Origin of the sequence: Dickeya sp. CFBP 2040 (assembly GCF_012273755.1) — a bacterium.
In the GTDB taxonomy this organism is placed as follows: Bacteria; Pseudomonadota; Gammaproteobacteria; order Enterobacterales; family Enterobacteriaceae; genus Dickeya; species Dickeya poaceiphila.
This window is the reverse complement of sequence record NZ_JAAVXH010000090.1, coordinates 29,848-55,787: the sequence shown is the minus strand read 5'-3', so window position 1 is coordinate 55,787 and position 25,940 is coordinate 29,848. Positions and strand designations below refer to the sequence as shown.

At 53.4% G+C, this 25,940-nt stretch carries 18 protein-coding genes; 9 read left to right on the top strand and 9 right to left on the bottom strand.

Translation table 11 applies throughout. The annotated features are described in order from the left end of the window. Window positions 1–403, top strand: a 403-nt coding sequence (cueR, locus tag Dpoa2040_RS13975) for a Cu(I)-responsive transcriptional regulator (protein WP_168641650.1), incomplete at its 5' end; no start/stop codon positions are given. Window positions 404–463: 60 nt separating this feature from the next. On the opposite strand, the gene Dpoa2040_RS13970 is transcribed toward cueR, so the two are convergent. The 6 genes from Dpoa2040_RS13970 to ubiG all read right to left on the bottom strand — a co-directional run bounded on the left by Dpoa2040_RS13970 (window position 464) and on the right by ubiG (window position 7,077). Beyond that, on the bottom strand, window positions 464–913 hold the full coding sequence (locus Dpoa2040_RS13970) for an NfeD family protein (protein WP_210423959.1): 450 nt from the start codon (window positions 911–913) through the stop codon (window positions 464–466). Between the two features lie 2 nt (window positions 914–915). After that, window positions 916–1,830: an SPFH domain-containing protein gene (locus Dpoa2040_RS13965; RefSeq protein WP_168641649.1), complete on the bottom strand. Its 915-nt coding sequence runs from the start codon at window positions 1,828–1,830 to the stop codon at window positions 916–918. A 133-nt stretch (window positions 1,831–1,963) separates the two neighbouring features. Next, complete coding sequence (yfaE, locus tag Dpoa2040_RS13960; protein WP_042869364.1) at window positions 1,964–2,224, bottom strand: class I ribonucleotide reductase maintenance protein YfaE; 261 nt, start codon at window positions 2,222–2,224, stop codon at window positions 1,964–1,966. Window positions 2,225–2,230: 6 nt separating this feature from the next. After that, on the bottom strand, window positions 2,231–3,361 hold the full coding sequence (gene nrdB / locus Dpoa2040_RS13955) for a class Ia ribonucleoside-diphosphate reductase subunit beta (protein WP_168641648.1): 1,131 nt from the start codon (window positions 3,359–3,361) through the stop codon (window positions 2,231–2,233). Between the two features lie 153 nt (window positions 3,362–3,514). Next, window positions 3,515–5,803, bottom strand: a complete 2,289-nt coding sequence (nrdA, locus tag Dpoa2040_RS13950; RefSeq protein WP_168641647.1) for a class 1a ribonucleoside-diphosphate reductase subunit alpha — start codon at window positions 5,801–5,803, stop codon at window positions 3,515–3,517. A 509-nt stretch (window positions 5,804–6,312) separates the two neighbouring features. Next, window positions 6,313–7,077 carry a bifunctional 2-polyprenyl-6-hydroxyphenol methylase/3-demethylubiquinol 3-O-methyltransferase UbiG gene (gene ubiG, locus Dpoa2040_RS13945; protein WP_168641646.1) on the bottom strand — a complete coding sequence of 255 codons (765 nt, stop codon included), beginning with the start codon at window positions 7,075–7,077 and terminating at the stop codon, window positions 6,313–6,315. A 253-nt stretch (window positions 7,078–7,330) separates the two neighbouring features. On the opposite strand from ubiG, the gene gyrA reads away from it, so the two are divergent. Both gyrA and rcsC read left to right on the top strand, forming a co-directional pair. Next, the gene (gene gyrA, locus Dpoa2040_RS13940) at window positions 7,331–9,964 is read left to right on the top strand and encodes a DNA topoisomerase (ATP-hydrolyzing) subunit A (protein ID WP_168641645.1); all 2,634 of its coding nucleotides are present in this window, start codon (window positions 7,331–7,333) and stop codon (window positions 9,962–9,964) included. 124 nt (window positions 9,965–10,088) lie between these two features. Then, window positions 10,089–12,977 carry a two-component system sensor histidine kinase RcsC gene (gene rcsC / locus Dpoa2040_RS13935; protein WP_168641644.1) on the top strand — a complete coding sequence of 963 codons (2,889 nt, stop codon included), beginning with the start codon at window positions 10,089–10,091 and terminating at the stop codon, window positions 12,975–12,977. Between the two features lie 42 nt (window positions 12,978–13,019). Here rcsC and rcsB read toward each other — a convergent pair whose 3' ends face one another. Genes rcsB through Dpoa2040_RS13920 form a run of 3 tightly spaced genes read right to left on the bottom strand, consistent with a single transcriptional unit; the run spans window position 13,020 to window position 17,532 of the window. Then, complete coding sequence (rcsB, locus tag Dpoa2040_RS13930) at window positions 13,020–13,670, bottom strand: response regulator transcription factor RcsB (protein ID WP_042869373.1); 651 nt, start codon at window positions 13,668–13,670, stop codon at window positions 13,020–13,022. A 6-nt stretch (window positions 13,671–13,676) separates the two neighbouring features. Then, window positions 13,677–16,346 carry a phosphotransferase RcsD gene (rcsD, locus tag Dpoa2040_RS13925; protein WP_168641643.1) on the bottom strand — a complete coding sequence of 890 codons (2,670 nt, stop codon included), beginning with the start codon at window positions 16,344–16,346 and terminating at the stop codon, window positions 13,677–13,679. Between the two features lie 4 nt (window positions 16,347–16,350). Next, window positions 16,351–17,532: an MFS transporter gene (locus tag Dpoa2040_RS13920; RefSeq protein WP_168641642.1), complete on the bottom strand. Its 1,182-nt coding sequence runs from the start codon at window positions 17,530–17,532 to the stop codon at window positions 16,351–16,353. Window positions 17,533–18,698: 1,166 nt separating this feature from the next. Between Dpoa2040_RS13920 and menF the strand changes: the two genes are divergently transcribed. The 6 genes from menF to menE all read left to right on the top strand — a co-directional run bounded on the left by menF (window position 18,699) and on the right by menE (window position 25,778). Then, window positions 18,699–20,030: an isochorismate synthase MenF gene (gene menF, locus Dpoa2040_RS13915; RefSeq protein ID WP_168641641.1), complete on the top strand. Its 1,332-nt coding sequence runs from the start codon at window positions 18,699–18,701 to the stop codon at window positions 20,028–20,030. Between the two features lie 98 nt (window positions 20,031–20,128). Continuing rightward, complete coding sequence (gene menD, locus Dpoa2040_RS13910; RefSeq protein WP_168641640.1) at window positions 20,129–21,805, top strand: 2-succinyl-5-enolpyruvyl-6-hydroxy-3-cyclohexene-1-carboxylic-acid synthase; 1,677 nt, start codon at window positions 20,129–20,131, stop codon at window positions 21,803–21,805. After that, the gene (gene menH / locus Dpoa2040_RS13905) at window positions 21,805–22,596 is read left to right on the top strand and encodes a 2-succinyl-6-hydroxy-2,4-cyclohexadiene-1-carboxylate synthase (RefSeq protein ID WP_168641652.1); all 792 of its coding nucleotides are present in this window, start codon (window positions 21,805–21,807) and stop codon (window positions 22,594–22,596) included. The genes menD and menH overlap by 1 nt, the downstream gene beginning before the upstream one ends. Then, complete coding sequence (gene menB, locus Dpoa2040_RS13900; protein ID WP_168641639.1) at window positions 22,580–23,437, top strand: 1,4-dihydroxy-2-naphthoyl-CoA synthase; 858 nt, start codon at window positions 22,580–22,582, stop codon at window positions 23,435–23,437. The genes menH and menB overlap by 17 nt, the downstream gene beginning before the upstream one ends. Beyond that, complete coding sequence (menC, locus tag Dpoa2040_RS13895; RefSeq protein WP_042869386.1) at window positions 23,437–24,405, top strand: o-succinylbenzoate synthase; 969 nt, start codon at window positions 23,437–23,439, stop codon at window positions 24,403–24,405. Before menB ends, menC begins: the two co-directional genes overlap by 1 nt. Further along, window positions 24,393–25,778, top strand: a complete 1,386-nt coding sequence (gene menE / locus Dpoa2040_RS13890) for an o-succinylbenzoate--CoA ligase (protein WP_042869387.1) — start codon at window positions 24,393–24,395, stop codon at window positions 25,776–25,778. The genes menC and menE overlap by 13 nt, the downstream gene beginning before the upstream one ends. Window positions 25,779–25,940 lie beyond the last annotated feature (162 nt).

The window sequence follows — 25,940 nt, the reverse complement described above, 5'->3', positions numbered from 1 at the left end:
AAAAACCGGACTGACCAGCAAGACCATACGTTTCTATGAAGAAAAAGGGCTGATGACGGCGCCACTGCGATGCGAAAATGGTTACCGCAGTTATAATCTTCACCATATCGAAGAGCTGACGCTATTGCGTCAGGCTCGTCAGGTGGGATTCACGCTGGAAGAATGCCGAGAACTGGTGACGCTATTCAATGATCCGATGCGACATAGCGCCGATGTTAAGGCTCGCACATTACAGAAAGTGCAGGATATTGAGCAGCAAATCGAAGAACTCAAAGTGATGCGTCAGCGCCTGCTGTCGCTGGCAGAGTCCTGTCCCGGCGACAGTAGCGCCGAATGCCCGATTATTATCCAACTGGCGGGGTGCTGCCACGCAACATCAGGAGGAAAACATCAGACGTCATAACATGTGACGCAGATAATAATGGCGATGCGGCAGCACTAACTGACCGGGCCGGTTGCACCCTCAGAGGCGTGGTCGCACATGTAGCGTAATACCTTCCACAGCGGTAACTTCCACCACGGTTCCGGCGGACAGATCCTGCTCTGCCTGTACGCGCCAACTGCTGTCGCCAATGTTGACCCGACCGAGACCGTTTATTAGTGGTTCGGTCAACGTGGTATGCAGGCCAATCAATTGTTGTCCACGTTGATTGAGCACCGGCGGGGGGTGCTTTTCGAGGCGACGGCGCAGCCATTGCCACCATAGCAGTGCTGCTGCGACCGTCAGTACGGCAAAGGCAATGCATTGCCATGTCCAGCTCAGTGGCAACAGCCAGGCGAGAATCCCGGTAAGCAGCGCGGCGATGCCGCTCCATAACAGATAGCCGCCTGCACCCAGCATTTCAGCGGCCAGCAGCAGCCCTCCAAGCGACAACCAAAACCAATGGGCGTTTTCCAGCACCAGCGCCATCATGATTATTTTCTCCGGTCCGTCTGGCTCTCTTTGATCAGTTCACTGATGCCGCCAATGGTGCCAATCAGGTTGCTGGCATCCAGAGGCATCATGATGACTTTGCTGTTGTTGGCGGCACCAATGGTTTGCAGTGCGTCGGTGTATTTCTGCGCCACAAAGTAGTTGATTGCCTGGATGTTCCCGGCAGCAATGGCCTCAGACACCATTTGGGTGGCGCGAGCTTCGGCTTCTGCTGCGCGTTCGCGGGCTTCTGCTTCAAGGAAGGCGGATTGCCGTTCCCCTTCAGCTTTAAGAATTTGCGCCTGTTTTTCCCCTTCGGCTTTCAGGATGGCGGCTTGCCTGACCCCTTCTGCCTCCAGAATTTCAGCGCGTTTGGTCCGTTCCGCTTTCATCTGGGCGTTCATCGAGGCGATCAGTTCAGCAGGCGGGCGCACATCGCGGATTTCGATACGAGTGACTTTGATGCCCCATGGGTTGGTGGCTTCGTCCACGATATGCAGCAACCGGGTGTTGATGCTGTCGCGTTGGGAAAGCATTTCATCAAGTTCCATCGAGCCGAGAACGGTACGAATGTTGGTCATGGTCAGGTTAATAATGGCCAGTTCCAGATTGCTGACTTCATAGGCAGCACGGGAAGCATCCACCACCTGAATAAAGCAGACGGCATCGATAGTCACGTTGGCGTTGTCTTTGGAGATGATTTCCTGTGAGGGAATATCCAGCACCTGCTCCATCATGTTGATTTTACGCCCGATGCGATCCATAAACGGCACCATCAGATTCAGGCCGGGCATCAGGGTACGGGTGTAGCGGCCAAAACGTTCCACCGTCCACTGGTAGCCTTGCGGCACGATTTTGATGCCGGACCAGACAATCACCAGCGCAACGACAATCAGAACCGGGATAAATGTCAGCATGTACTCTGCTCTCCATGGTTTTTTTCTGTGAGAAGTGTAATGCAGGATAGCGCAACTGGCGTAGTAACGTTACGTGCGAACAAGGGATTATGCGAGCCTGCATGAAAAGCAGGCTGCAATGATATGGCGTGGGTTACATATCCAGTTCGATGTCGTTTAGCGGCATACAGCAGCAGGGCAGAATTTCGCCTCGTTGCAGGCAGGCAAGCGGGGTTTCCCGGTAGGCGACCTTGCCTTTGATGAGCCGTAACCGGCAAGCGCCGCAATAACCGGAGCGACACTGATACTCGACCGGTACCTGCTGAGATTCAAGCGCTTCCAGCAGGGAGCCATGTGCATCGGTGCATAATAACCGCGCCCCGGAGAGGCGCAGCGTGATAGTGGGCGTCGTCATTGTAGGTTAAAGCTGGAAGTCGCTTAGATCGTCGGTGTTAATTTCCGAGTCAATCTGGCCGACCAGATAGGAGCTGACTTCTACCTCTTGCGGTGCCACTTGTACGTTGTCTGATACCAGCCAGGCGTTGATCCAGGGAATCGGGTTAGTGCGGGTTTCAAACGGCAACGGCAACCCTACCGCCTGCATACGGATGTTGGTGATATATTCAACATACTGGCACAGGATGTCCTTGTTCAGGCCAATCATCGAGCCGTCGCGGAACAGGTACTCTGCCCACTCTTTTTCCTGCTGAGCCGCCAGCAGGAACAGATCGTAGCATTGCTGTTGACACTCTTCCGCCACCTGCGCCATTTCCGGGTCGTCCTGGCCTGCACGCATCAGGTTGAGCATATGCTGGGTGCCGGTAAGATGCAGCGCTTCGTCGCGGGCAATCAGTTTGATGATCTTGGCATTGCCTTCCATTAGCTCTCGCTCAGCGAAAGCGAAAGAGCAAGCGAAGCTGACATAGAAACGGATGGCTTCCAGCGCATTGACGCTCATCAGGCACAGGTAGAGTTTTTTCTTTAGCTCGTAGAGGTTGACGTTCACGGTCTTGCCGTTGACCTGATGGGTGCCTTCTCCCAGCAGGTGATAGTAGCTGGTCAGTTCAATCAGTTCATCATAGAAACCGGAGATATCTTTGGCTCGCTTGAGAATTTCCTCATTGGTGACGATATCGTCGAACACAACCGACGGATCGTTGACGATATTGCGGATAATGTGGGTATAGGAGCGCGAGTGGATCGTTTCCGAGAAGGCCCAGGTTTCCACCCAGGTTTCCAGTTCCGGGATGGAGATGAGCGGTAGCAGCGCCACGTTAGGGCTGCGGCCCTGAATCGAGTCCAGTAGCGTCTGGTATTTCAGGTTGCTGATAAATATGTGTTTTTCGTGTTCCGGCAACCCTTGATAGTCGATGCGATCACGAGAGACGTCAACCTCTTCCGGACGCCAGAAGAACGAAAGTTGTTTTTCGATCAGCTTTTCGAAAATTTCATATTTTTGCTGATCGTAGCGTGCCACGTTAACTGGCTGACCGAAAAACATCGGCTCCAGCAACTGATCGTTTTTATTCTGTGAAAAAGTGGTATAGGCCATAGTCTCTCCAAACAAGCCAACAGCGCGGCCTGAGGGCGGCGCTGTTAAACCTCGGCATGTGTCGCGGCTCTACCGAAGCGAGCAGCCGCGACGAGATGAGGAATATCGTCATTCCGGGGATATCCCGTGTTACGGAAGTCCCCGGCACCGTGCTTAGATTTTACAGGCGCCGCTTTCGCAGCCGTCATCCTGCGGTGCGGTATCCAGCAGGTCGTCCTGCGCATCTTCGGCACCATCGCGGGTGTTTTGATAGTAGAGGGTTTTCAACCCGAACTTATACGCCGTGAGCAGATCTTTAAGCAACTGGGTCATCGGCACTTTTCCTGACGGGAAACGCGCCGGATCGTAGTTGGTGTTGGCGGAAATCGCTTGATCGACGAATTTCTGCATCAAACCGACCAACTGCAGGTAGCCATCATTAGACGGCATATCCCATAGCAACTCGTAGGCGTCTTTCAGCGTTTCGTACTCAGGCACCACCTGGCGCAGGATACCGTCTTTTGATGCTTTGACGCTGATATGACCGCGCGGCGGCTCAATGCCGTTGGTGGCATTGGAAATCTGCGACGAGGTTTCAGACGGCATCAGTGCAGACAGCGTGGAGTTACGCAGACCATAGGTCTGAATATCTTTACGCAGCGTTTCCCAGTCATGGTGCAGAGGTTCACTGCAAATGCCGTCCAGATCACGCTTGTAGGTGTCGATTGGCAAAATGCCCTGCGAATAGGTGGTTTCGTTGAACCACGGGCAGGCGCCTTGCTCACGTGCTAATTGGTTCGAGGCTTTCAGCAGATAGTACTGAATTGCTTCGAAAGTGCGGTGCGTCAGGTTATTGGCGCTGCCGTCGGAGTAGCGCACGCCGTGTTTTGCCAGATAGTAGGCGAAGTTAATAACACCGATGCCCAGGGTACGGCGGCCCATTGCGCCGCGTTTGGCTGCCGGAATCGGGTAGTCCTGATAGTCGAGCAGGGCATCCAGCGCACGTACCGCTAATGTCGCCAGTTCTTCCAGTTCGTGCAGTGAGCTGATGGCACCCAGATTAAAGGCTGACAGAGTACAAAGCGCAATTTCGCCGTTTTCGTCGTTGACGTCTTCCAGCGGTTTGGTCGGCAATGCGATTTCCAGACACAGGTTGGACTGACGCACCGGTGCAACCTGTGGGTCAAACGGGCTGTGTGTGTTGCAGTGGTCGATATTCTGGATATAGATACGACCCGTAGAGGCACGCTCTTGCATCATCAGCGAGAACAGCTCCGCTGCTTTGAGCTGCTTCTTACGAATGCTGTCGTCCTGCTCGTATTTCACATACAAGCGTTCAAATTCATCCTGATTGTTGAAGAAAGCATCGTATAGCCCCGGCACGTCGGATGGGCTGAACAGCGTGATGTCGCCGCCTTTGACCAGACGCTGGTACATCAATTTGTTGAGCTGTACGCCGTAGTCAAGATGACGTACGCGGTTGCCTTCCACGCCGCGGTTATTTTTCAACACCAGCAAGCTTTCCACTTCCAGATGCCACAGCGGGTAGAACAGGGTGGCTGCACCGCCGCGCACGCCACCCTGCGAGCAGGATTTCACCGCGGTCTGGAAATGTTTGTAGAACGGAATACAACCGGTATGAAACGCTTCACCGCCCCGGATCGGGCTGCCCAGCGCGCGAATACGCCCGGCATTGATGCCAATGCCGGCGCGCTGGGAAACGTATTTCACGATGGCGCTGGAGGTGGCGTTGATGGAGTCCAGACTGTCGCCGCACTCGATCAGCACGCAGGAGCTGAACTGGCGAGTCGGGGTACGCACGCCGGACATGATCGGTGTCGGCAGAGAAATTTTGAATGTCGATACCGCGTCGTAGAAGCGCTTGACGTAATCCAGACGAGTTTCACGCGGGTAGCCGGAAAACAGGCAGGCGGCGACCAGAATGTACAGGAACTGGGCGCTTTCGTAGATGTCACCGGTCACGCGGTTTTGGACCAGATATTTCCCTTCCAGCTGTTTTACGGCTGCATAGGAGAAATTCATGTCACGCCAGTGATCGATGAAAGCGTCCATGTGATCGAATTCTTCTTCCGTGTAGTCTTCCAGCAAATGGCGGTCATATTTGCCCATTTCGACCATTTTCACCACGTGATCGTACAGCTTCGGCGGTTCGAACTGACCATAGGCTTTTTTACGCAGATGAAAAATAGCCAGACGCGCAGCCAGATACTGATAGTCCGGGCTTTCGCGGGAGATCAGGTCAGCGGCGGCCTTGATGATGGTTTCATGGATATCGGCAGTCTTGATGCCATCGTAGAATTGGATATGGGAACGTAGTTCAACCTGAGAAACAGAGACATTGTGTAACCCTTCTGCTGCCCAGGTAATCACCCTGTGGATTTTGTCCAGATTGATGCGCTCTTTACTGCCATCGCGTTTGGTAACAAGCAGACTCTGATTCATGTGGCGTAGCACCTGTTTTTTGACACGAGTTTTGTTTTTTATGGTCTTACCGTTTTCTCATTCACAAAAAATGCAAATAAAAAAATAGTGTTTTCCGTCAGAAGTAAACACTATATATAGGGGTTGTACCATCTTTTGATAACAAGATAATGTGAAAAGTAGCGTATTGCAAGTGAGCAAAAGGGTTCTCTCTTGTGGATAACTATAGGGAGTAAATGTTACAAGCACGCTAAATCCCAGCTACCGTGCGGCTTACTTATTTTGTCAACCTCAGGTGAGAAAAAATAAAAAAATTGATCAATCGCCGGTTTCTTACCCTGTCGCAATGCTCAGGCTATGACTAAAACCGTGTTTCAAACAGTTATTAGGAATAATCTGAGTTTGTTCTGTCGTCCAATAGTTGATCAGGCGTGGTTTATGCCTGAAAACTTATTCTTCAGCGATAAAAAAGCCGGTGGATGTAACACCGGCAGGGGGTATTGAAGGACTCAGCCCGTCGCCCGGCGCGGTCAGCCGAGATGCGTTGTGTGGATCATATAATTAACATCGACGTTCGCGCCGAGCCGGAAGCGGTCCAGCAGCGGATTGTAGTGCAGACCGGTCATGTGGCGTTCGCGTAGTGGCGTTTGGTCTACCCAGTGCAGCAATTCCGCCGGGCGGATGAATTTTTTGATGTCGTGTGTACCTCGCGGCACCATGTTGGTCAGGTATTCGGCACCGACAATCAGCATCAACCAGGCTTTGGCATTACGATTGATGGTAGAGAAAAAAACATGTCCGCCCGGTTTGACCAGCCGGGCGCAGGCTCGTACCACCGAATTCGGGTCTGGTACGTGTTCCAGCATCTCCATACAGGTCACTACGTCGTAGGTGCCGGCATGGGCATCGGCGTGTGCTTCCACCGTTTCTTGTAGGTAATTGACGCTAATGCCGCTTTCTAATGCATGTAGCCTTGCTACCTGCAAGGGCTCGGCTCCCATATCCAGACCGGTAACGCGCGCGCCTTCGCGCGCCATGCTTTCGGCCAGAATGCCGCCGCCGCAGCCGACATCCAGTACCTGCTTGCCGAAAATGCCGTCGGCGCGTTCGATGATGTAATTCAGACGCAATGGGTTGATGCGGTGCAGCGGTTTGAATTCACCCTCCAGATCCCACCAGCGTGAGGCAACGGCCTCAAACTTGGCAATTTCATCAAGGTCGACATTCGGGGTGCGCGCAGCGGCTTTCAGGGGGTCGGGGCGTGTGGTGCCTGCGTTTATGCTGTCTGTGTTCATGGAAAGTGATCACCTTTCATCAATATTGACTGAGGCCGAGTATAGCGAGCAGACGACGGTTGTTGTAGTCGCCCGCTGCGGCTTCGCGGTGCCTGCATCTTGTGACGGCGATAACATCGCAGTAACGAAACGCGCAGCGCCCCGCAAAGAAGCACCAGTAAACCGGCGCGAAGTTTCCCCTAAAACCCCGGTTTATGATATGATTTTCCACCTTTTAAAATCGGGTAGATGTGAATAGAGGGATAGCGGCTCCATGAGCGACCTTGCCAGAGAAATTACACCGGTCAACATCGAGGAAGAGCTGAAAAGTTCATATCTGGATTACGCCATGTCCGTCATCGTCGGGCGTGCGTTGCCGGACGTTCGCGATGGTCTTAAGCCGGTACACCGCCGCGTGCTGTACGCAATGAGTGTGCTGGGTAACGACTGGAACAAGCCTTATAAAAAATCGGCCCGTGTGGTCGGGGACGTTATCGGTAAATATCACCCGCATGGTGATAGCGCGGTGTACGACACCATCGTGCGTATGGCTCAGCCATTCTCGCTGCGGTACATGCTGGTGGACGGCCAGGGCAACTTCGGTTCCATCGACGGCGACTCCGCCGCAGCGATGCGTTATACCGAAGTTCGCATGTCGAAAATCGCCCATGAACTGCTTTCCGATCTGGATAAAGAGACAGTAGATTTTGTGCCTAACTACGACGGCACAGAACAGATCCCAGACGTGATGCCCACTCGTATCCCCAACCTGTTGGTCAACGGTTCTTCGGGGATTGCCGTGGGGATGGCGACCAACATTCCGCCCCATAACCTGTCTGAAGTCATTAACGGCTGTCTGGCTTACATTGATGACGAAAACATCAGTGTCGAAGGGTTGATGGCCCATATTCCGGGGCCGGACTTCCCGACCGCCGCCATCATTAACGGCAAACGCGGGATTGAAGAAGCCTACCGAACTGGCCGTGGCAAGGTGTATATCCGTGCACGCGCCGAAGTGGAAGCCGATGCCAAATCTGGCCGTGAAACCATCATCGTGCATGAAATCCCTTATCAGGTGAACAAGGCACGGTTGATTGAAAAGATCGCCGAACTGGTAAAAGAAAAGCGTATTGACGGCATCAGCGCGTTGCGCGATGAGTCCGATAAGGACGGTATGCGCATCGTGATTGAGATCAAGCGCGATGCCGTGGGCGAGGTGGTGCTTAACCATCTGTATTCCCAGACCCAGATGCAGGTGTCGTTCGGCATCAACATGGTGGCGTTGCATCAGGGCCAGCCGAAGTTGATGACCCTCAAGGAAATTCTGGCGGCATTTGTCCGTCACCGCCGCGAAGTGGTGACGCGCCGTACCATTTTCGAACTGCGCAAGGCGCGTGAACGAGCGCATATTCTGGAAGGGCTGGCGATTGCGCTGGCTAATATCGACCCGATTATCGAACTGATTCGCCATGCCTCGACCCCGGCTGATGCTAAAGCCGCGCTGGTGGCGCAGGCATGGGAGCTGGGCAGCGTGGCCGCGATGCTGGAGCGTGCCGGTGATGACGCCGCCCGCCCGGAATGGCTGGAGCCGGAGTTCGGCATTCACGAGGGCAAGTATCATCTGACCGAGCAGCAGGCGCAGGCGATTTTGGATCTGCGTTTGCAGAAACTGACCGGTCTGGAACATGAAAAGCTGCTGGACGAATACAAAGAACTGCTGGCGCAGATCGCCGAGTTGCTGTTCATCCTGTGCAGCCCTGAGCGGCTGATGGAAGTGATCCGTGAGGAACTGGTGGCGATACGCGAGCAGTATAACGATGCCCGCCGCACTGAGATCACCCACAATAGCGCCGACATCAATATTGAAGATCTCATCTCTGAAGAGAATGTAGTCGTGACCTTGTCGCATCAGGGGTACGTGAAGTACCAGCCGTTGACCGACTATGAAGCTCAGCGCCGTGGTGGCAAGGGTAAATCCGCCGCCCGTATCAAGGAAGAGGACTTTATTGACCGGCTGCTGGTGGCGAATACCCACGATACTATCCTGTGTTTCTCCAGCCGTGGTCGCCTCTATTGGCTGAAGGTCTATCAACTGCCTGAAGCAAGCCGTAGCGCCCGTGGCCGCCCGATCATTAACCTGTTGCCGCTGGAACAAGACGAACGCATTACTGCTATTTTGCCGGTACGCGAATACGAAGAAGGAATGAACGTGTTCATGGCGACGGCCAGCGGTACCGTGAAGAAAACAGCGTTGACGGAATTTAGCCGTCCACGCAGTGCAGGTATTATCGCGGTTAATCTGAATGACGGCGATGAGCTGATTGGCGTTGACCTGACTGACGGCAGCAACGAAGTGATGTTGTTCTCCGCTGAAGGCAAAGTGGTGCGTTTCTCTGAATCAGCCGTGCGGACCATGGGACGTACTGCTACCGGGGTACGCGGTATCAATCTGCAGGATGATGATCGCGTGGTGTCGCTGATTGTGCCGCGTGGCGACGGCGATATTCTGACGGTAACGCAGAACGGCTTTGGCAAGCGTACCGCCGTTACCGAGTATCCGGTGAAATCTCGTGCTACCAAGGGCGTGATTTCCATCAAGGTCAGTGAGCGTAACGGTAAAGTCGTTGGTGCCGTGCAGGTCGATTCCGCTGACCAGATCATGATGATTACCGATGCGGGCACACTGGTGCGCACCAGGGTATCCGAGGTCAGCATCGTGGGCCGTAATACTCAGGGCGTAACGCTTATCCGTACCGCTGATGACGAGCATGTCGTTGGCCTACAGCGTGTGGCCGAGCCGGTGGAAGATGATGAACTCGACAGTGTAGTGCCGGTAGATGGCGAACTGCTGGAAGAGGATATCGACGATACGGAAAGTGATGATGATTCACCGCTGGACGATGAGTAATTTTTTCACCTGCTGATGATAACCTCACAAGAGCCAGCGCCTGATGCGCTGGCTTTTTTTATGCAGGATCGGTACTGTATCGGCTGGTCCTGGCCGCGTTTTCCCTGCTGACAACCTTTACGGTATGACTTTGAAAGTTATCGCTTCGTTTCAGACCCCACTTAAAGTTTCCCGGTATATGTTCCGGGCGCTGGCGATCACACTGTGGGTTCTGGGTGCGCTGATTTCGGTTTTTTTCGTGAATAAGGAACTGAATCAACGGGAATCACATCTGCGACAGATTTTCTCACTCAATTTCGAACAATCGCTGGGGTATATTCGCCATACCACCGATATGACGCGTGAGTTACGCTACATTGCTGCTAACCGATTTAGTGATCCTGCCAGGTTGCGAGAGCGTGCTGCTGCTGCGAAAAAGACACCATTCTCCATTTACCCGCTGTCGTCTACGTTTAATTGTACTGGGCAGTATGAGAAAAACCCTGCTCAGTTGCAGTTGCTGAGAGGTTTTTTTGAACAATGGCATGATGATTTCTCATCGGTTTATGACCTTAACCGCCTCTTTTTTGTCGACAGCAGCCAGCAATGTGTGGTTGATTTTGGTATCCGCAATCAATCGTCAGATAGCTACAGCCTGCTGAAAAGTGTGCAGGAACAGTTACAGAACCAGAAATCCAATCGGATAGAAAACCGCCGTGAGGAGAGTCTGTTTTGGGTGACGCCCGGCTTGACGCCGGATGCTGGCTATCTCTACGCGCTGACGCCGGTGTATGTGGATAACCGCCTGGTGGCCATGATGGGGATTGAGCAGACCATCAGGGCAGATGACTTTATATTGAATGGCGATTTGCCGTTTAGCGTCAGGCTATTGGATCAAAATGACCGGGTACTGTTGCAGTTCACTGATAATCAGTCCGGCAGCAATAACTTCAGTCATTATCCGGATTCGAACAACTACTTCGGCTACAGCGACGGCTATGGAGCCTTGTTGATGAAAAAGGCGTTGTCGCCTACATCAATGACAGTGGTGTATTCGCTCCCTTTGGAAGTGATTTTGGTTTCGCTCAATACGCTGATTATCAACATGGCGTTGCTGAATCTGGTATCGGCCATCTGTCTGTTTCTGTTTACCCGTGTGTTTGAGCGTAAGATCTTTCTGCCCGCAGAGCGCAATGCCTTCCTGTTAGAAGAAAATGAACAATTTAACCGTAAAATCGTCGCTTCTGCTCCAGTAGGTATTTGTATTTTAAGGATCAGCGACGGTACCAATATTCTCAGCAACGAGCTGGCGCATAACTATCTTAGCCTGCTGACGTACGAAGACCGGGTGCGTATCGTGCGCATTATCTGCGAACAGCAATCCAAATCGCTCGATGTGGTGACTGGACGTAATCATCATCTGCAAATCAGTTTTGTGCATTCTCGCTATCGCAATGAGAACGTAGCTATTTGTGTGCTGCTTGATGTTAGCGCACGAGTGCGAATGGAAGAATCATTGCAGGAGATGGCTAACGCTGCTGAACAGGCCAGCCAGTCTAAATCGATGTTCCTGGCGACGGTCAGTCATGAATTGCGTACGCCGCTGTATGGGATTATCGGCAATCTGGACTTGCTGCAGACAAAATCACTGCCGTCGGATGCCAACCGGCTGGTAACCGCAATGCAAAATTCTTCTGAACTGTTGCTGAAGATCATCAGCGACATTCTTGATTTCTCCAAGATCGAATCGGAACAGTTGAAGATTGAGCACAGCGAATTTGCACCGCGCGAAGTGATAAATCATATCGTGGGCAACTACCTGCCGCTAGTGGTAAAAAAACGCCTGGAGCTGTATTGCTATATTGACCCCCACGTTCCCTTGCAATTGATGGGGGATGCGGTGAGATTGCAGCAGGTATTAAGTAATCTGCTCAGTAATGCGATTAAGTTTACCGATACCGGCTGTATCGTGTTTCAGGTAGCGTGCAGTGATGAGGGCTATCTGGTGTTCAAGGTGCGGGATACCGGTGTTGGGATCGATACCCGCGCGGTGATGAAACTGTTTGACCCATTCTTTCAGGCCGGGAGTGGAGTCCAGCGCCACTTTCAGGGTACTGGACTGGGGCTGGCGATTTGTGAAAAGCTGGTCAACCTGATGGATGGCGACATTACAATTGAATCTGAGCCGGGGCTTGGCAGCGAGTTCGGCATCCGTATTCCACTTTATCGTGCCCATTATCCGCAGTCGTTGCAGTTGCCTGATTTACAGGGGAAAACCTGCTGGTTGAACATTCGTAATGCACTGATGGAGCGTTATTTGCTGGACTTGCTCACCGCTTGCGGTCTGTACGCACAGCGGTACGAAGAAGGGCAAATTGTTGGTAATGATGACGTTATGATTATTGATCATATGTCAGATAGTGAACCAAGAGCCTATGCCTGTGTGGAGATTAGTGGTACGCACGCGGGTGCCGCTCAGGAAAACCGGGCAGGGTATTGGTTATTCAGTACGGCGGTACTGCACGAATTGCCGGTGTTGCTGCAGCGTATTTATCGGGGTGAGGATGATTTGTCGACGGCGATGCTATCCTTGCCGACAGTCAGTTACAGCCGTACTGAAAATGGCGATATTTGCCTTCTGGTGGTGGATGACCACCCGATTAACCGCCGTTTGCTGGCCGATCAACTCGGTTCGTTGGGGTATCAGGTGATCACGGCTAATGACGGATTGGATGCGCTGGACGTTCTGGCGAAGAATTCGATAGACATTGTTCTTACTGACGTCAACATGCCGAATATGGACGGTTACCGTTTTGCCCAGCGGCTGCGTGAAATGGGGCAGACATTCCCCGTGATTGGCGTAACCGCCAACGCATTGGCAGAAGAGCGGCAACGCTGTTTACAAGCCGGGATGGATAACTGTTTGTCTAAACCGGTGACGCTGGATACGCTACAGCAGTCACTGTCATATTACAGTAATCTGGTCAGGCAGAATGCGCAGAACCTATCGCGTAATGTTAATGCGGCTGGATAATAATGTGCCAGCGAGCCGGTTCCCCGTTCGCTGGCAACAGAATTACTCTTTGTCTGACGGCGATACGCCGACTGAGGAGAGATAGTTTAACAGTGCAATATCGTTGTCCACACCGAGTTTGGTCATGGCTGATTTCTTCTGACTGCTGATGGTTTTTATGCTGCGGTTGAGTTTTCGGGCAATTTCGGTGACCAGGAACCCTTCGGCGAACAAGCGCAACACTTCGCTTTCCTTTGGTGAAAGGCGTTTATCGCCATAACCGCTGGCGCTGATTTTTTCCAGAACCTTACTAACGCTTTCCGGCGTGAATTTCTTGCCTTTCTGTAATGCAGCCAGCGCTTTGGGCAAGTCGGTTGGCGCACCTTGTTTTAACACAATCCCTTCGATATCCAGTTCCAGTACGGCACTGAGAATAGCCGGATTATTGTTCATGGTTAGTACAATGATCGACAAATTAGGGAAGTGACGCTTGATATATTTGATCAAGGTAATACCGTCACCGTATTTATCTCCTGGCATCGATAAATCAGTGATCAGAACATTAGCATCCAGTTTGGGAAGATTATTAATCAGGGCTGTCGAGTCTTCGAATTCACCCACGACGTTAACCCATTCGATTTGCTCCAGCGATTTTTTAATGCCAAACAAAACGATAGGATGATCGTCTGCAATAATTACATTTAGATTGCTCATTGTTTTTTACTCATATTGTTGGCCACCGGGCTGCAGCAATGCTACGACGAACCCTTCAATCTGTTGAAGTTGGGGTTCTATCTGAGCGCGATCCTGGGTGGTAATAAGCTTTTCCAGCGCTTCACATAACTGCTTGCCGGGGTGAAGATTCAGCATAGCAAAGACACCCTTCAGGCGGTGTGCGGTTTGCGCGAGTGACAAAAAGTCGCCATTTTGGGCCTCAGTATATAGTCTCTTTATGTCCTCCGGTACTGTATCAACAAACAGGGAATAGTAGTCACTGTTGCGTAACTGGCGGACATAGAAACCAATGTCGTCCTGTTCTTCAGATTGGGCATCGTCCTGATTTATCTCCAAATGTTGTTCAATCAGTTTTAGCAGGCCATCCTGCAGCAGTTGGCTGATATTGTAGTTGGTGCGCATACGACGCTGACCCAGCGGCACCAACTGAGTATCATCACTGGTTACCAGCAAGGTATCGTTGGTTACTCTGTTGGGGTCGTCGGTAATGGTTATTTCCGCATCCTGATTCACCAGCCGCTCGTCATATACCACCACATCCGCACCCCAACTGCTTACTATACGGCTAACGATGGTACGAACCTCGTCCGAGGTGATGTTCAGGAGCAACGTGATGTCGTCCAATAATTTCTCATCTTCTTCCGAAGGTAGTGGGTCCGGCTGCATTTTCAATGTCAGTACATACTGGGTTCCAAGCCCTGGCCGACTATTGATTTGCAGTTGACCTCCCAGTTTGTTGCAGAGTTGATTACATAGGAATAGGGTTAATCCGGAATTGTGCCGGAAGTGATCAGATTGTGGCGTAGTGGCAAACGGATGCATCAGATTATCCCGCTCCATGCCGGAGATATTCGTGCCGGTATCACTGATGCGGATCAGCAACTGCTCGGTAGAATGTGCTGAAGGCTCGAAGGACAAGGTGATTTTACCGTAGTCGGTATTGGTGATGGAGTAATCCAGCAGCAACGACAGGGTTTTCTTGAGTAACTCGCTGTCGCCTGAATAGGTCTGGCGCGGGTCGAGTTTGTAGTGATTGAACAGCTTAAGTCCCTTTTGCTGGATACGCGGCAGTAGCTCTAAAATCAAATCGTCTATCAGTGTCAACGGTGAAAACGAGTCATGTACCAGATGCCATTCCATTGTTTCCAGCTTTGCCTGCAGGGCGATGTTTTCCATCAACCGGATGGCGCTGCTGGTTTCGGCGAGCAGCGCCTGAAGCGTTTTCTGCTGTTCCGGTGAAGTGTCGGTTTTGTGTAGCGCCAGCGCCAACTGGTGCACGGCAGACAGTGGTTGCTTGAACTCCTGGCTCAGGTTGCGAAACAGACGCTTGCGAACCGAGACATTTTTATCGAATTCCTGCTGCGCCAGTTGCAGTTTTTTGGTAACCAATATTTCCTGATCCTGCTCGCGTAGTAGAAACAGGCATAGTGACGGCGTATGTTGGCTGTGGAAAACGCGTACCTCGTACATTTCGTTGTCCACTGTGGCTTGAATAACACCGTGGTGTTCTTCTGCAAGCGTGGAGATTTTCTTCAGGCTAAGGTGTGGATATAGCCTTTCTGCCAGCGTGTTTGCCACCATCACTTTATTGTTGCTGAAATCGTAAACCAGCACCCCGATTGGGATGCGGCTGACTATCTCACTGTACATCCGTTGTTGTTCTTGCAGGTGATGGGACTGGTCATCTTTGGGACGGGCAGAGTAACGCCGTAAAACATAAAGCCCCGATAGTGAAATAAACAGCAACGCCAGGTTGAGAGCAATTACCCAGATATTGTTGCGCAGCGTGTCGGCCACGAGCCAACTCAGAGGAATAGCATAGACCAGCTTGATAGGTGAGTTCATTAACTGGGCGGTGACTTCCAGCAGGGTGCCTTCACGGCGAATGTCGGTGGGAATCTCGTTGTCTGAGCTGACGTCGGCATTGATCGGTGGCGTTTGCTTGCGCAGCATGAAGTTATCCCGCGACATGGTGTGCGGAATCAGATCGTTGATGGACAGATCGAAAGCAATGACCGTAGCCAGATGACCAGGCTGATTGAACGTCGTGCGCAGGGTAAAATAGTAATCGTTGTAAAAACGCAGTTTTCGCAACGGAGAAAAGCTTTCTCGTTCATCCAGTGTATTGGCCTGTTGCAGCATCTCGGTTTTACGCGACTCCACCATGGATGAAAGATAACTGCCACGAAGTTGCGACGAGATGTCCTTCAACGGCTGGGTGGATACCATAGTCAGACTATTGTCCAGGCCATTGAGGTAGTACATTGAATAAATACCTGTTTTCGCGCCCCACAATACGTCCAGGTATTGTGAGATTCGGTACATTATGTCAACGGTGGCTTTGTCATATGGCCCGAAAATCAATGCATCTGTTTTGTGACCGCTTTTCTCAACGTAAAATACGTTTGGCATTAGCGTAATCAGATTGATGTTGAGGGGATCGTGCTGTGTCGGATCACTGGGCAAATTTTTGTAGATTTGATCAGTAAAAAAGCGGTAAGCATCAATGCGTCTTTGCATTCCTTCTGCAATGTCCGCCACGGTGGATTTTTTCTCCGTCATCCAACTGTTGATGTAGTTATAGCTGTAGGTGCCGGTCGTCAGCAGCAGTAACAGGATAAACAGCAGAAAAAAGCGCATGATAGCCGCAGGCATGAAATCAGGCTCCTGGTAAACGAGTAAGAGGGCGGATGTTGAGGCTGGCTGCGAGTAATAGCACTGCGACAACAGCCAGCGCCACACAGAGACTGCTCCATTCGGCAATGAAACCGAGCAGTGCCGGGCCGGTTAAAATACCGGTATAACCGAGCGTACTTACTGATGCAATCGCCAGTCCGACGGGCATGACCTGTTGGCGGCCTGCAGCAGAAAACAGAATCGGCACTACATTGGAGATTCCGAGGCCGACCAGAGTAAATCCTGCTATCGCGGTAATCGGATTATCCAGTGCAATTGCCAGCAACAGGCCCAGTGAGGCGCATAAACTGCCGCCGGCAGCCATAACGTAACGTCCCAGCTTTTGCGTCAACCGGTCGCCATTGAGTCGCCCCAGCGCCATGGCGATGGAAAATGCAGCATAACCAACGCCTGCCAGTCGGGAATCAAGTCCACGTTCGGCACTAAGAAACAGGGCACTCCAGTCCAGTATTGCGCCTTCCGCCAGAAACATAACGAAGCAAAGCGTACCTATGGTTATCGCCACGCCGCGTGGTCGGACAAATAGCGGAGTCCGTTCTGCATGACCTGAACCATGCAACAAATGACGATGGGTGCCGCATAACAGCAACATACCGAGTAGTAACATCATGATGATTGTCGCCCACAATGGTGGACAACCGAGCCACAGCAGGCTGCTGACGCCGCCTGCGCCAGCAATGCCCCCGACGCTGTAAAAGCTGTGAAATCCGGACATCATTGCCCTTTCACTGGCTTTCTCGACCACCATCGCCTGAATATTCATGGTGACGTCCAGCAACCCAATGGCGGCGCCAAACAGGAATAGCAATACCGCCATGACCGGCAGGGTGGAGATCTGCGTCAGCGTCGGCAGCAGGATAAACAGCGGAACTGCCGCAGACAGCATGACCCGGCGGCATCCCACACGGGCACTAACAATGCCTGCCAGCGGCATTGCAGTTAGCGAACCGATAGCAATCATCAGCAGCAACATGCCTAACGATGCATCGTTGATATCAAGACGGGACTTGGCGTAAGGCACCAGCGGTGCCCAGGCCGATATTACCGTCCCGGTGATGAAAAATACCGCTCGTGTGGCAAATTGTACCGGTTTGTCATCCAGTCGCTGTGACTGGCTTAGTGCTGAGGGGATTAAGGTTGTCATTGTTGAATAACTATCGTCGCTGAATCTGGCAGAGGGATATTTTTACCACAACTACGACGTTTTATCGAAAGGGGATATGTTTCGTCGGCAGAAAATGCGGGAAGGATTCCATAATCCGCGCGGAGATAAAAAATGCCGGGACAAGCCCGGCAATATGAAGATAATTTACAATAAAGCGGAGTAAAGAATGTGATGATAGCGAGATAATTCTAGAATTGTCGGGTGTAAGAATTTTGTCACTTAATGCTCATTATGCTGATCGGCTTTTTCATTCTGTGCGGTGGTGAGGCGGAAAATATAACCAGGATGAGATTATCGTTAGTGAAGATATATTACCAGATGCGAGTGTATTCGCTTTTCATGCGCTTTTTATCTTCAGATCTGGCTAAGTAGCACGTAGTTCCCACCTGATTGGGTCGTGTTTCCAAATAATGGGAATTTGACCTGATGTGTTATTCCACTAAATAAGAAAATAAAACGTGACAAAATATTTTATACCCTGAAAGCGTTGTAATTTTAAGTCAATACGGTGATGGGGCGGCGAGTTATCAGTAGGCTATTCAGTAAATGATTTGGGTGGCGGGGAAAACTGGCGTACTGGCAGCTTCGGTTATGCTGGATATATCTGGTAAAAACTTTTTATAAGACGGCAGATAGAAAAGATAAAAAGATAATATAACCGTGCGTTTTACATGGATAAAGTCGATGTTTTATTTTGTAACATTTTGCGGTATTGAAGCAGAATGGTTGAAAAATGATTTTAGGGTTTCTTGCTGCTGTTGTGCTGCCAGTGCCATAGGCAAGTGGATAATGTGTACCAACCGCCTGTGGCAATAGTATCCATGGTGAGGCGTCAGGCCCGCAGGTAGCAGACGATGGAAGACTCAAACACCGGCGTGACGGGTAGGTATGCCCAAAGCACACCGCAACGTTGAAGTATGACGGGTATATATCCTAAATAATTCGAGTTGCAGGAAGACGGCAACCGAGTGAATCCCCAGGAGCTTACTCAAGTAAGTGACTGGGATGAGCGAGGGCAGCCAACGCACCTGCAACTTGAAGTATGACGGGTATAAGCAGGTTATTACGTGGTAGGAACTAAGCTAATGACTTTTTTTTTGTAGGGATAGGCCCGTATAATTCTCCACTTTCAGTTAGGTGACGGGGTGAATGTGCAGCAATTCTCTGACCTGCTGCGCCAGATGCATCAGGCGCTCAACGAACCCTTGCCGGAGAAGGCAGGATTTCATGCAGTTACGCTGACCATGTCGTTGCAGGACAGCTCGCAGTTGCTGGCGTGGCTGGCCTCACAGCCGCTCTATCCGCAGTTTTACTGGCAGCATCGTCAGGACGACGAAGAGGCGGTAGTGTGTGGTCAGGTACGTGTGTTTGAGGATATCGCGCACGCCGAGGCATTTTTGCAACGTGATGATGTGGATGACAGCGTGCGTCTGTGGGGGCTGAATGCGTTTGAACAACGTCCGCGCCCGTCAGAGGCGCATACTGCCGCGTTTCTGTTTCTGCCACGCATCGCCTTGTTACGGCAAGGACAACGTCTGCGGTTGAGGGTCAATCTGTTCAGTGATATGTCGTTGCGCGATGAGGCTCGTCATGCGCAGGACTTTCTGAGCCAGTTGTTGCCGCTGCAACCGTTGCCGACGTTGCATACCCGTATTGAAGCCACCCGCCATTGTCCGGATCGTCAGCAATGGATCACGCTATTGCATCAGGCGCTGGCGGATATCGCCGCCGGGCGGATGGAAAAGGTGGTGCCAGCGCGAGCTACGGTTTTATCGCTTGACCAGCCATTACGAGCGACTACCTTGATGGCGGCCAGTCGTGCGGCTAATTACCGCTGCTATCATTTTATGCTGGCGTTCGCGCCGTATCAGGCATTTCTCGGCTCCAGCCCCGAACGGCTCTATCGGCGGCGGCATACTCGTCTGGAAACGGAAGCGCTGGCCGGCACAGTGGCGAGTGACCCTAATGACGAAAAAGCCGCTGAGCTGGCAAACTGGCTGATGAACGATGTAAAGAACCAGTGTGAAAACATGCTGGTGGTGGACGATATCTGCCAGCGTTTGCATCAGTCTGCATTGACGCTGGATGTGATGCCGCCGGAGATTGTTCGCCTGCGCAAGGTGCAGCATTTACGGCGAACGATTCAGGCAACCTTGCGCAGCGGCGTGGATAGCGAATGTCTGCATTTACTGCAGCCGACCGCTGCGGTAGCCGGTTTGCCGCGTGCTGTAGCGCGGGAGTTTCTTTCCCGGCATGAGCCGTTTCATCGTGGCTGGTACGCCGGTTCGGCGGGATATCTGTCTCGCCAACAGTCTGAATTTAGTGTGGCGTTGCGCTCTGCCAGCGTGGCGGAGAGGCAACTGACGCTGTATGCCGGTGCAGGAATTGTGGCGGGATCTGATCCAGAACAAGAATGGCAGGAACTGGAAAACAAAGCTGCTGGACTGAAATCGTTGCTGGAAGAGGCTATTTCATAGCGCGATTTATTGCCTGTTACTGGCTTATATCAAAGTTGGCCGGATGAAAAAAAATATAATTATTGCCACAACCCGCAACCGGAGTTGTTGAGTCGATCATGTCCACACATATTTTTAACCGTCGCTGGGCTACGGTAGTTTTTGAGGCGCTCAGCCGTCATGGCGTGCGCCATGTCTGCATTGCTCCGGGATCGCGTTCTACGCCGTTGACATTGGCGGCTGCTTCGCATCCTGCGTTGGTATGCCATACCCATTTTGACGAACGTGGTCTCGGTCATTTGGCGCTGGGGCTAGCCAAAGCCTCTGGCGAAGCCGTGGCCGTGGTGGTGACTTCCGGCACGGCGGCGGCCAATCTTTATCCCGCTATTATTGAAGCCGGGCTGACCGGCGAGCGATTGGTCATACTGACGGCGGATCGCCCGCCGGAACTGATCGACTGTGGTGCTAATCAGGCGATTCGGCAACCCGGTATGTTTGCATCGCATCCGACGCTAACGCTGGATTTGCCGCGTCCTACCCCGGATATTCCGGCTCGCTGGCTGGTTTCTGCGCTCGATCATGCATTGGGCGAATTGCGCCACGGCGCATTGCATATCAACTGTCCGTTCGCCGAGCCGTTATATGGCGAAGACGATCCAACGGCGTTTCAGGATTGGTTACAGTCGCTGGGTGACTGGTGGCGTCAGCCGCAGCCTTGGTTGCAGAATGAGCGTGCGTTGCCGATGGCGCTGATGCAGCCAGACTGGCCGCAATGGCGGCAGCGACGTGGCGTGGTGATCGCCGGACGGGTGCCGTTGCAGGCTGGGGAGAAAATCGCGGCCTGGGCGCGCCAGCTCGGCTGGCCGCTTATCGGCGATGTGTTATCGCAAACCGGTCAACCGCTGGCCTGTGCCGATTTGTGGCTTCAGCATCCGCAGGCGAAAACGTTGCGTCAGGCTGAGATAGTCGTTCAGTTTGGCGCCAGCCTGACGGGTAAACGTCTGTTGCAGTGGCAGGCAACGGCAGCACCTGAACAGTACTGGCTGGTAGACGGCTTGCCGGGGCGGCTTGACCCTGCACAGCATCGTGGCCGCCGGTTGGTAGCCGACATTACCGACTGGCTGGCGGCGCATCCGGCAGTGGCCCAACCGGCCTGGGCGCCGGAGGTGGAGTCCTGTGCGGCACGGGTTGTCCGGCAGGTGGCTGCACGCTTGTCCGGTGGCTTCGGTGAGGCGCAACTGGCGCATCGCGTTACCGAATTGCTACCGTCAGAAGGGCAGTTTTTCGTCGGCAATAGCCTGACGGTGAGGCTGGTAGATGCCTTTGCTCGCCTGCCGGCTGGATATCCGGTATATGCCAACCGTGGCGCCAGCGGTATTGATGGCTTGTTATCGACGTTGGCGGGCGTACAGCGCGCCAATGCCAGGCCAATGCTCGCTATTGTCGGCGACCTGTCGGCGCTGTATGACCTCAACGGGCTGGCGTTACTGCGTCAACCACCTGCGCCGCTGGTACTGGTGGTGGTAAACAACGATGGTGGGCAGATTTTCTCGTTACTGCCGACACCGGAAGTACAGCGTGAAGCCTTTTACTGTATGCCGCAGCAGGTAGATTTTCGCCATGCGGCGGCGTTGTTTGGGCTGCGTTATGCGCGTGCGCAGCAATGGGCTGAGGTTCAGGACGCAGTCAGCGCCGGGTGGCGGTTGGGGGGGACGACGCTACTGGAAGTCGTGGTGGCGCCTAAAGCGGGCGCTGAAACACTGCAACAGCTACTGGCTGAGGTACCATCGTGGTGATGCATTGCCGTCGTCTGGGGCAGCCACAGCCGGGAAAACCCTGGCTGGTAGTGCTTCATGGGCTGCTCGGCAGCGGCGAAGACTGGCAACCGATGTTGCCGTATTTGGCTGACTGGCCGCTGTTACTGGTGGATTTACCGGGGCACGGCGAGTCCCGGTCGTTGCAGGTAGTTGATTTCGCTGACGTAAGCCGACAACTGGCCACGTTGCTGGCGCAACATGCGGTGACGGATTACTGGCTGCTGGGATATTCGCTGGGTGGACGCATTGCTATGTACCACGCCTGTCAGGGCAGCGTTGCCGGTTTGCAAGGGTTGCTGGTGGAAGGCGGACATCCGGGGCTGGCGTCGGCAGAAGAACGTGAGGCGCGACGCCAGCATGATGCCGACTGGGCGCGGCGTTTTCGTCACGAACCGCTGAAGAGTGTGCTACCGGACTGGTATCGGCAGCCGGTTTTTGCTCGCTTGTCGCCCGCGCAGCGCGAGTCGTTGATGGTATTGCGCAGCGGCAATCACGGGCCTGCCATCGCCGATATGCTGGAAGCGACATCTCTGTCTCGTCAGCCTTATCTGATTGAGGCATTACACCAGCTACAGATTCCATTTGGTTACCTCTGTGGCAGTCAGGACACAAAATTCCAGGCGCTGGCCGCACAGCATCGTTTGCCGTTGCTGAGTGTGGATGGCGCCGGGCACAACGCTCATCAGGCGAATCCGTCAGGTTATGCCGAACGGGTCCGTCAGTTTATTTCGCATCCCGAAAGGAAGACTCAATATGCTTTATCCCAGTGAAGAACTGCTTTACGCACCGGTAGAATGGCACGATTGCAGCGGGGATTTTGTCGATATCCTCTATCATAAGTCGGTCGATGGCATCGCCAAAATCACTATCAATCGTCCTCAGGTGCGCAATGCGTTCCGCCCGCAAACGGTAAAAGAGATGATTCAGGCGTTGGATAACGCCCGCCATGACGACGGTATCGGCGTAATTATCCTGACCGGTGCCGGTGAAAAAGCGTTTTGCTCCGGCGGTGACCAGAAAGTACGCGGCGATTACGGCGGCTATAAAGACGACAGTGGCGTTCATCACCTCAACGTACTGGATTTTCAGCGCCAGATTCGTACCTGTCCGAAACCCGTGGTGGCGATGGTCGCCGGGTATTCGATTGGCGGCGGTCATGTGTTGCATATGATGTGCGATCTGACCATCGCAGCGGAAAATGCCATTTTCGGTCAGACCGGGCCACGTGTAGGCTCCTTTGACGGCGGATGGGGCGCATCCTACATGGCGCGTATCGTGGGGCAGAAAAAAGCCCGTGAAATCTGGTTCCTGTGCCGTCAGTATGACGCTCAACAGGCGCTGGATATGGGCCTGGTCAACACGGTGGTGCCGCTGGCGGAACTGGAGCGCGAAACGGTGCGCTGGTGTCGTGAAATGTTGCAAAACAGCCCGATGGCGTTGCGTTGCCTGAAAGCTGCGTTGAATGCCGACTGTGATGGTCAGTCCGGGTTGCAGGAGCTGGCAGGCAACGCCACCATGCTGTTCTACATGACGGAAGAAGGGCAGGAGGGCCGCAATGCCTTTAATGAAAAACGCCAGCCTGACTTCAGCAAATTCAAGCGGAACCCCTGATGCGTGAGGCTATCCTCTATCGTTACAGCGTGCCGATGGACGCCGGGGTTGTATTGCGTAATCAGCGCCTGAAAACCCGCGATGGATTGTTGCTTCGCCTGCGTGATGGTGAGCGTGAGGGGTGGGGAGAGATAGCGCCGCTGCCGCAGTTCAGCGTGGAAACGCTGGCGGAGGCGCTCGGCGCCGCGCAGGCACAGTTGCAAACCTGGTTGATGGGGCCAGTGCCGGATGAATGCGGGTTGCCCTCGGTTGATTTCGGCCTCAGTTGTGCACTGGCGGAACTCACCGGCGAACTGCCTGATGCGGCGGACTACCGCAAGGCGCCATTGTGCAGTGGCGATCCGGATGAGCTGTTCGCCATGCTGCAACACCTGCCTGAACCGTTGGCGAAGGTGAAAGTCGGGCTGTACGAGGCGGTGCGTGACGGCATGATCGTGAATCTGTTGTTGGAAGCACTGCCCAATCTACAGTTACGTCTGGACGCCAATCGCAGTTGGACACGCGCCAAAGCCGACGGGTTTGCCCGTTATGTGGCGCCAGACTATCGCTCTCGCATCGCTTTTCTGGAAGAGCCGTGTAAAACCCGTGATGAGTCGCGTGATTTCGCCCAGGCTACCGGTATCGCCATCGCCTGGGACGAAAGCGTGCGTGAGCCGGGATTTCGGGTTGAAGCGGAGCCGGGTGTGGCGGCGATTATTATCAAACCGTCGCTGACCGGCAGTCTGAACCGTTGCCGTCAACTGGTGGCGCAGGCGCATCAGGCCGGCCTGACGGCGGTAATCAGTTCCAGCATCGAGTCCAGCCTTGGGTTGACTCAACTGGCGCGGCTGGCGCGTTGGCTGACGCCGGGCGTACTGCCGGGGCTGGACACGTTGGATCTGATGCAGGCGCAGGTGGTGCGTACCTGGCCTGACAGTACGTTGCCGTTGATAGCCGCGGACGGACTGGAGCAGGTATGGCAATCCTGACCGACTGGCCTTGGCGGAATTGGGCTTCCGCCCAGCCGATGGCGCCGGCGCTGATAGACGACAGCGGAATCTGGACCTGGCAGCAACTGGCGACTCACCTTGAACAATTGGCAAGCGGGTTCGTTCGCCAGGGGGTGAAGCCAGGGATGGGGGTAGCGCTGCGTGGTAAAAACAGTACCGATATGCTGTGTTGTTATCTGGCGTTGTTGCAGTGTGGCGCGCGTTTGTTGCCGCTTAACCCTCAACTGCCGGATACGCTGCTGGATGCGTTGTTGCCCTCGCTGAATATCGAGTATGGCTTGTGTCTTGGCGAGCATCGCTGGCCGCAGAGTGTCAGACCACTGAGCCAGCCAGTGCCGTCGGCTGATACGGTGCCGTTATTGCCATGGGCCGTGCAACGACTGGCGACCATGACGTTGACGTCCGGTTCCAGCGGAATGCCGAAAGCAGCTGTGCATACCTATGATGCTCATCTGGTTAGCGCCGAAGGTGTGACGGCATTGATGGCGTTCAGCGCAGGTGATCGCTGGTTGTTGTCACTGCCGCTGTTTCATGTCTCCGGGCAGGGAGTCGTCTGGCGTTGGCTGGTTGCCGGGGCGTCGCTGGTCCTCAGACCAAATCAGCCATTGGATGTTGCCTTGCGGGTGTGTACCCATGCTTCGTTAGTTCCCACCCAACTCTGGCGGCTTTTGTCGCAGAGTCACGCGCCGGTAAGCTTGCGGGCGGTATTGCTGGGCGGTGCGGCGATTCCGGCAGGGCTGACACAACAAGCGGAAGCACGGGGTATTCGTTGCTGGTGCGGTTATGGTATGACTGAACTGGGTTCCACGGTGTGTGCCAAGCGTGCCGATGCTCATGCTGGGGTTGGGCTGCCGTTGGCGGGGCGTGAGATAAAACTGGACGGTGAAGAAATTCTGCTGCGTGGCCCTTGTCTGGCGGAAGGTTACTGGCGTGATGGGCGCTTGATCCCGCTTACTGACGCACAAGGCTGGTTTCATACCAGGGATCGTGGTCAGTGGGATGGCCGTGAGTGGCAAATTCTGGGGCGTCTGGATAATCAGTTCTTCAGCGGCGGCGAGGGGATTCAACCGGAAGATGTGGAAGCCGTTTTGCTACAGCATCCGGATGTGACTTATGCTTGTGTGGTGCCGATAGATGATCCGGAGTTTGGTCAGCGACCGGTGGCGGTTGTTGAGGTAGAAAATGGCTTACCGCTGTCGCAGCTAATTGCCTGGTGGCAACCTCGACTGGCTGGATTCCAGCGCCCGGTGGCGTGTTATCTGCTACCTGCTGAGCTGAACAGCGGCGGAATTAAAATATCTCGCCAGCAGGTGAAAAATTGGGTTGAACAGCAACCACGTTGCACGGTATGACGGGCCGACATGGTTTATCGCAGTACGGGCTGGTTGTCGTTTCGGCTAATCTGAAAGAGAATGATGTCTCTGTTTTTCATCAAAATCTTACTACGCTTGCGGTTATTTACGCTTTTGACTGCTGAATATTTGGGTAAAATGCGTGTTGGCATCGCGGTATTG

Coding starts and splice junctions, on each gene's coding strand:
- Dpoa2040_RS13970 (WP_210423959.1), bottom strand. CDS start 913: ATGATGGCGCTGGTGCTGGAAAACGCCCATTGGTTTTGGTTGTCGCTT.
- menC (WP_042869386.1), top strand. CDS start 23,437: ATGCGTGAGGCTATCCTCTATCGTTACAGCGTGCCGATGGACGCCGGG.
- gyrA (WP_168641645.1), top strand. CDS start 7,331: ATGAGCGACCTTGCCAGAGAAATTACACCGGTCAACATCGAGGAAGAG.
- rcsD (WP_168641643.1), bottom strand. CDS start 16,346: ATGCCTGCGGCTATCATGCGCTTTTTTCTGCTGTTTATCCTGTTACTG.
- Dpoa2040_RS13920 (WP_168641642.1), bottom strand. CDS start 17,532: ATGACAACCTTAATCCCCTCAGCACTAAGCCAGTCACAGCGACTGGAT.
- menD (WP_168641640.1), top strand. CDS start 20,129: ATGTCCACACATATTTTTAACCGTCGCTGGGCTACGGTAGTTTTTGAG.
- rcsC (WP_168641644.1), top strand. CDS start 10,089: ATGACTTTGAAAGTTATCGCTTCGTTTCAGACCCCACTTAAAGTTTCC.
- Dpoa2040_RS13965 (WP_168641649.1), bottom strand. CDS start 1,830: ATGCTGACATTTATCCCGGTTCTGATTGTCGTTGCGCTGGTGATTGTC.
- nrdB (WP_168641648.1), bottom strand. CDS start 3,361: ATGGCCTATACCACTTTTTCACAGAATAAAAACGATCAGTTGCTGGAG.
- menE (WP_042869387.1), top strand. CDS start 24,393: ATGGCAATCCTGACCGACTGGCCTTGGCGGAATTGGGCTTCCGCCCAG.
- ubiG (WP_168641646.1), bottom strand. CDS start 7,077: ATGAACACAGACAGCATAAACGCAGGCACCACACGCCCCGACCCCCTG.
- yfaE (WP_042869364.1), bottom strand. CDS start 2,224: ATGACGACGCCCACTATCACGCTGCGCCTCTCCGGGGCGCGGTTATTA.
- menH (WP_168641652.1), top strand. CDS start 21,805: ATGCATTGCCGTCGTCTGGGGCAGCCACAGCCGGGAAAACCCTGGCTG.
- menB (WP_168641639.1), top strand. CDS start 22,580: ATGCTTTATCCCAGTGAAGAACTGCTTTACGCACCGGTAGAATGGCAC.
- nrdA (WP_168641647.1), bottom strand. CDS start 5,803: ATGAATCAGAGTCTGCTTGTTACCAAACGCGATGGCAGTAAAGAGCGC.
- rcsB (WP_042869373.1), bottom strand. CDS start 13,670: ATGAGCAATCTAAATGTAATTATTGCAGACGATCATCCTATCGTTTTG.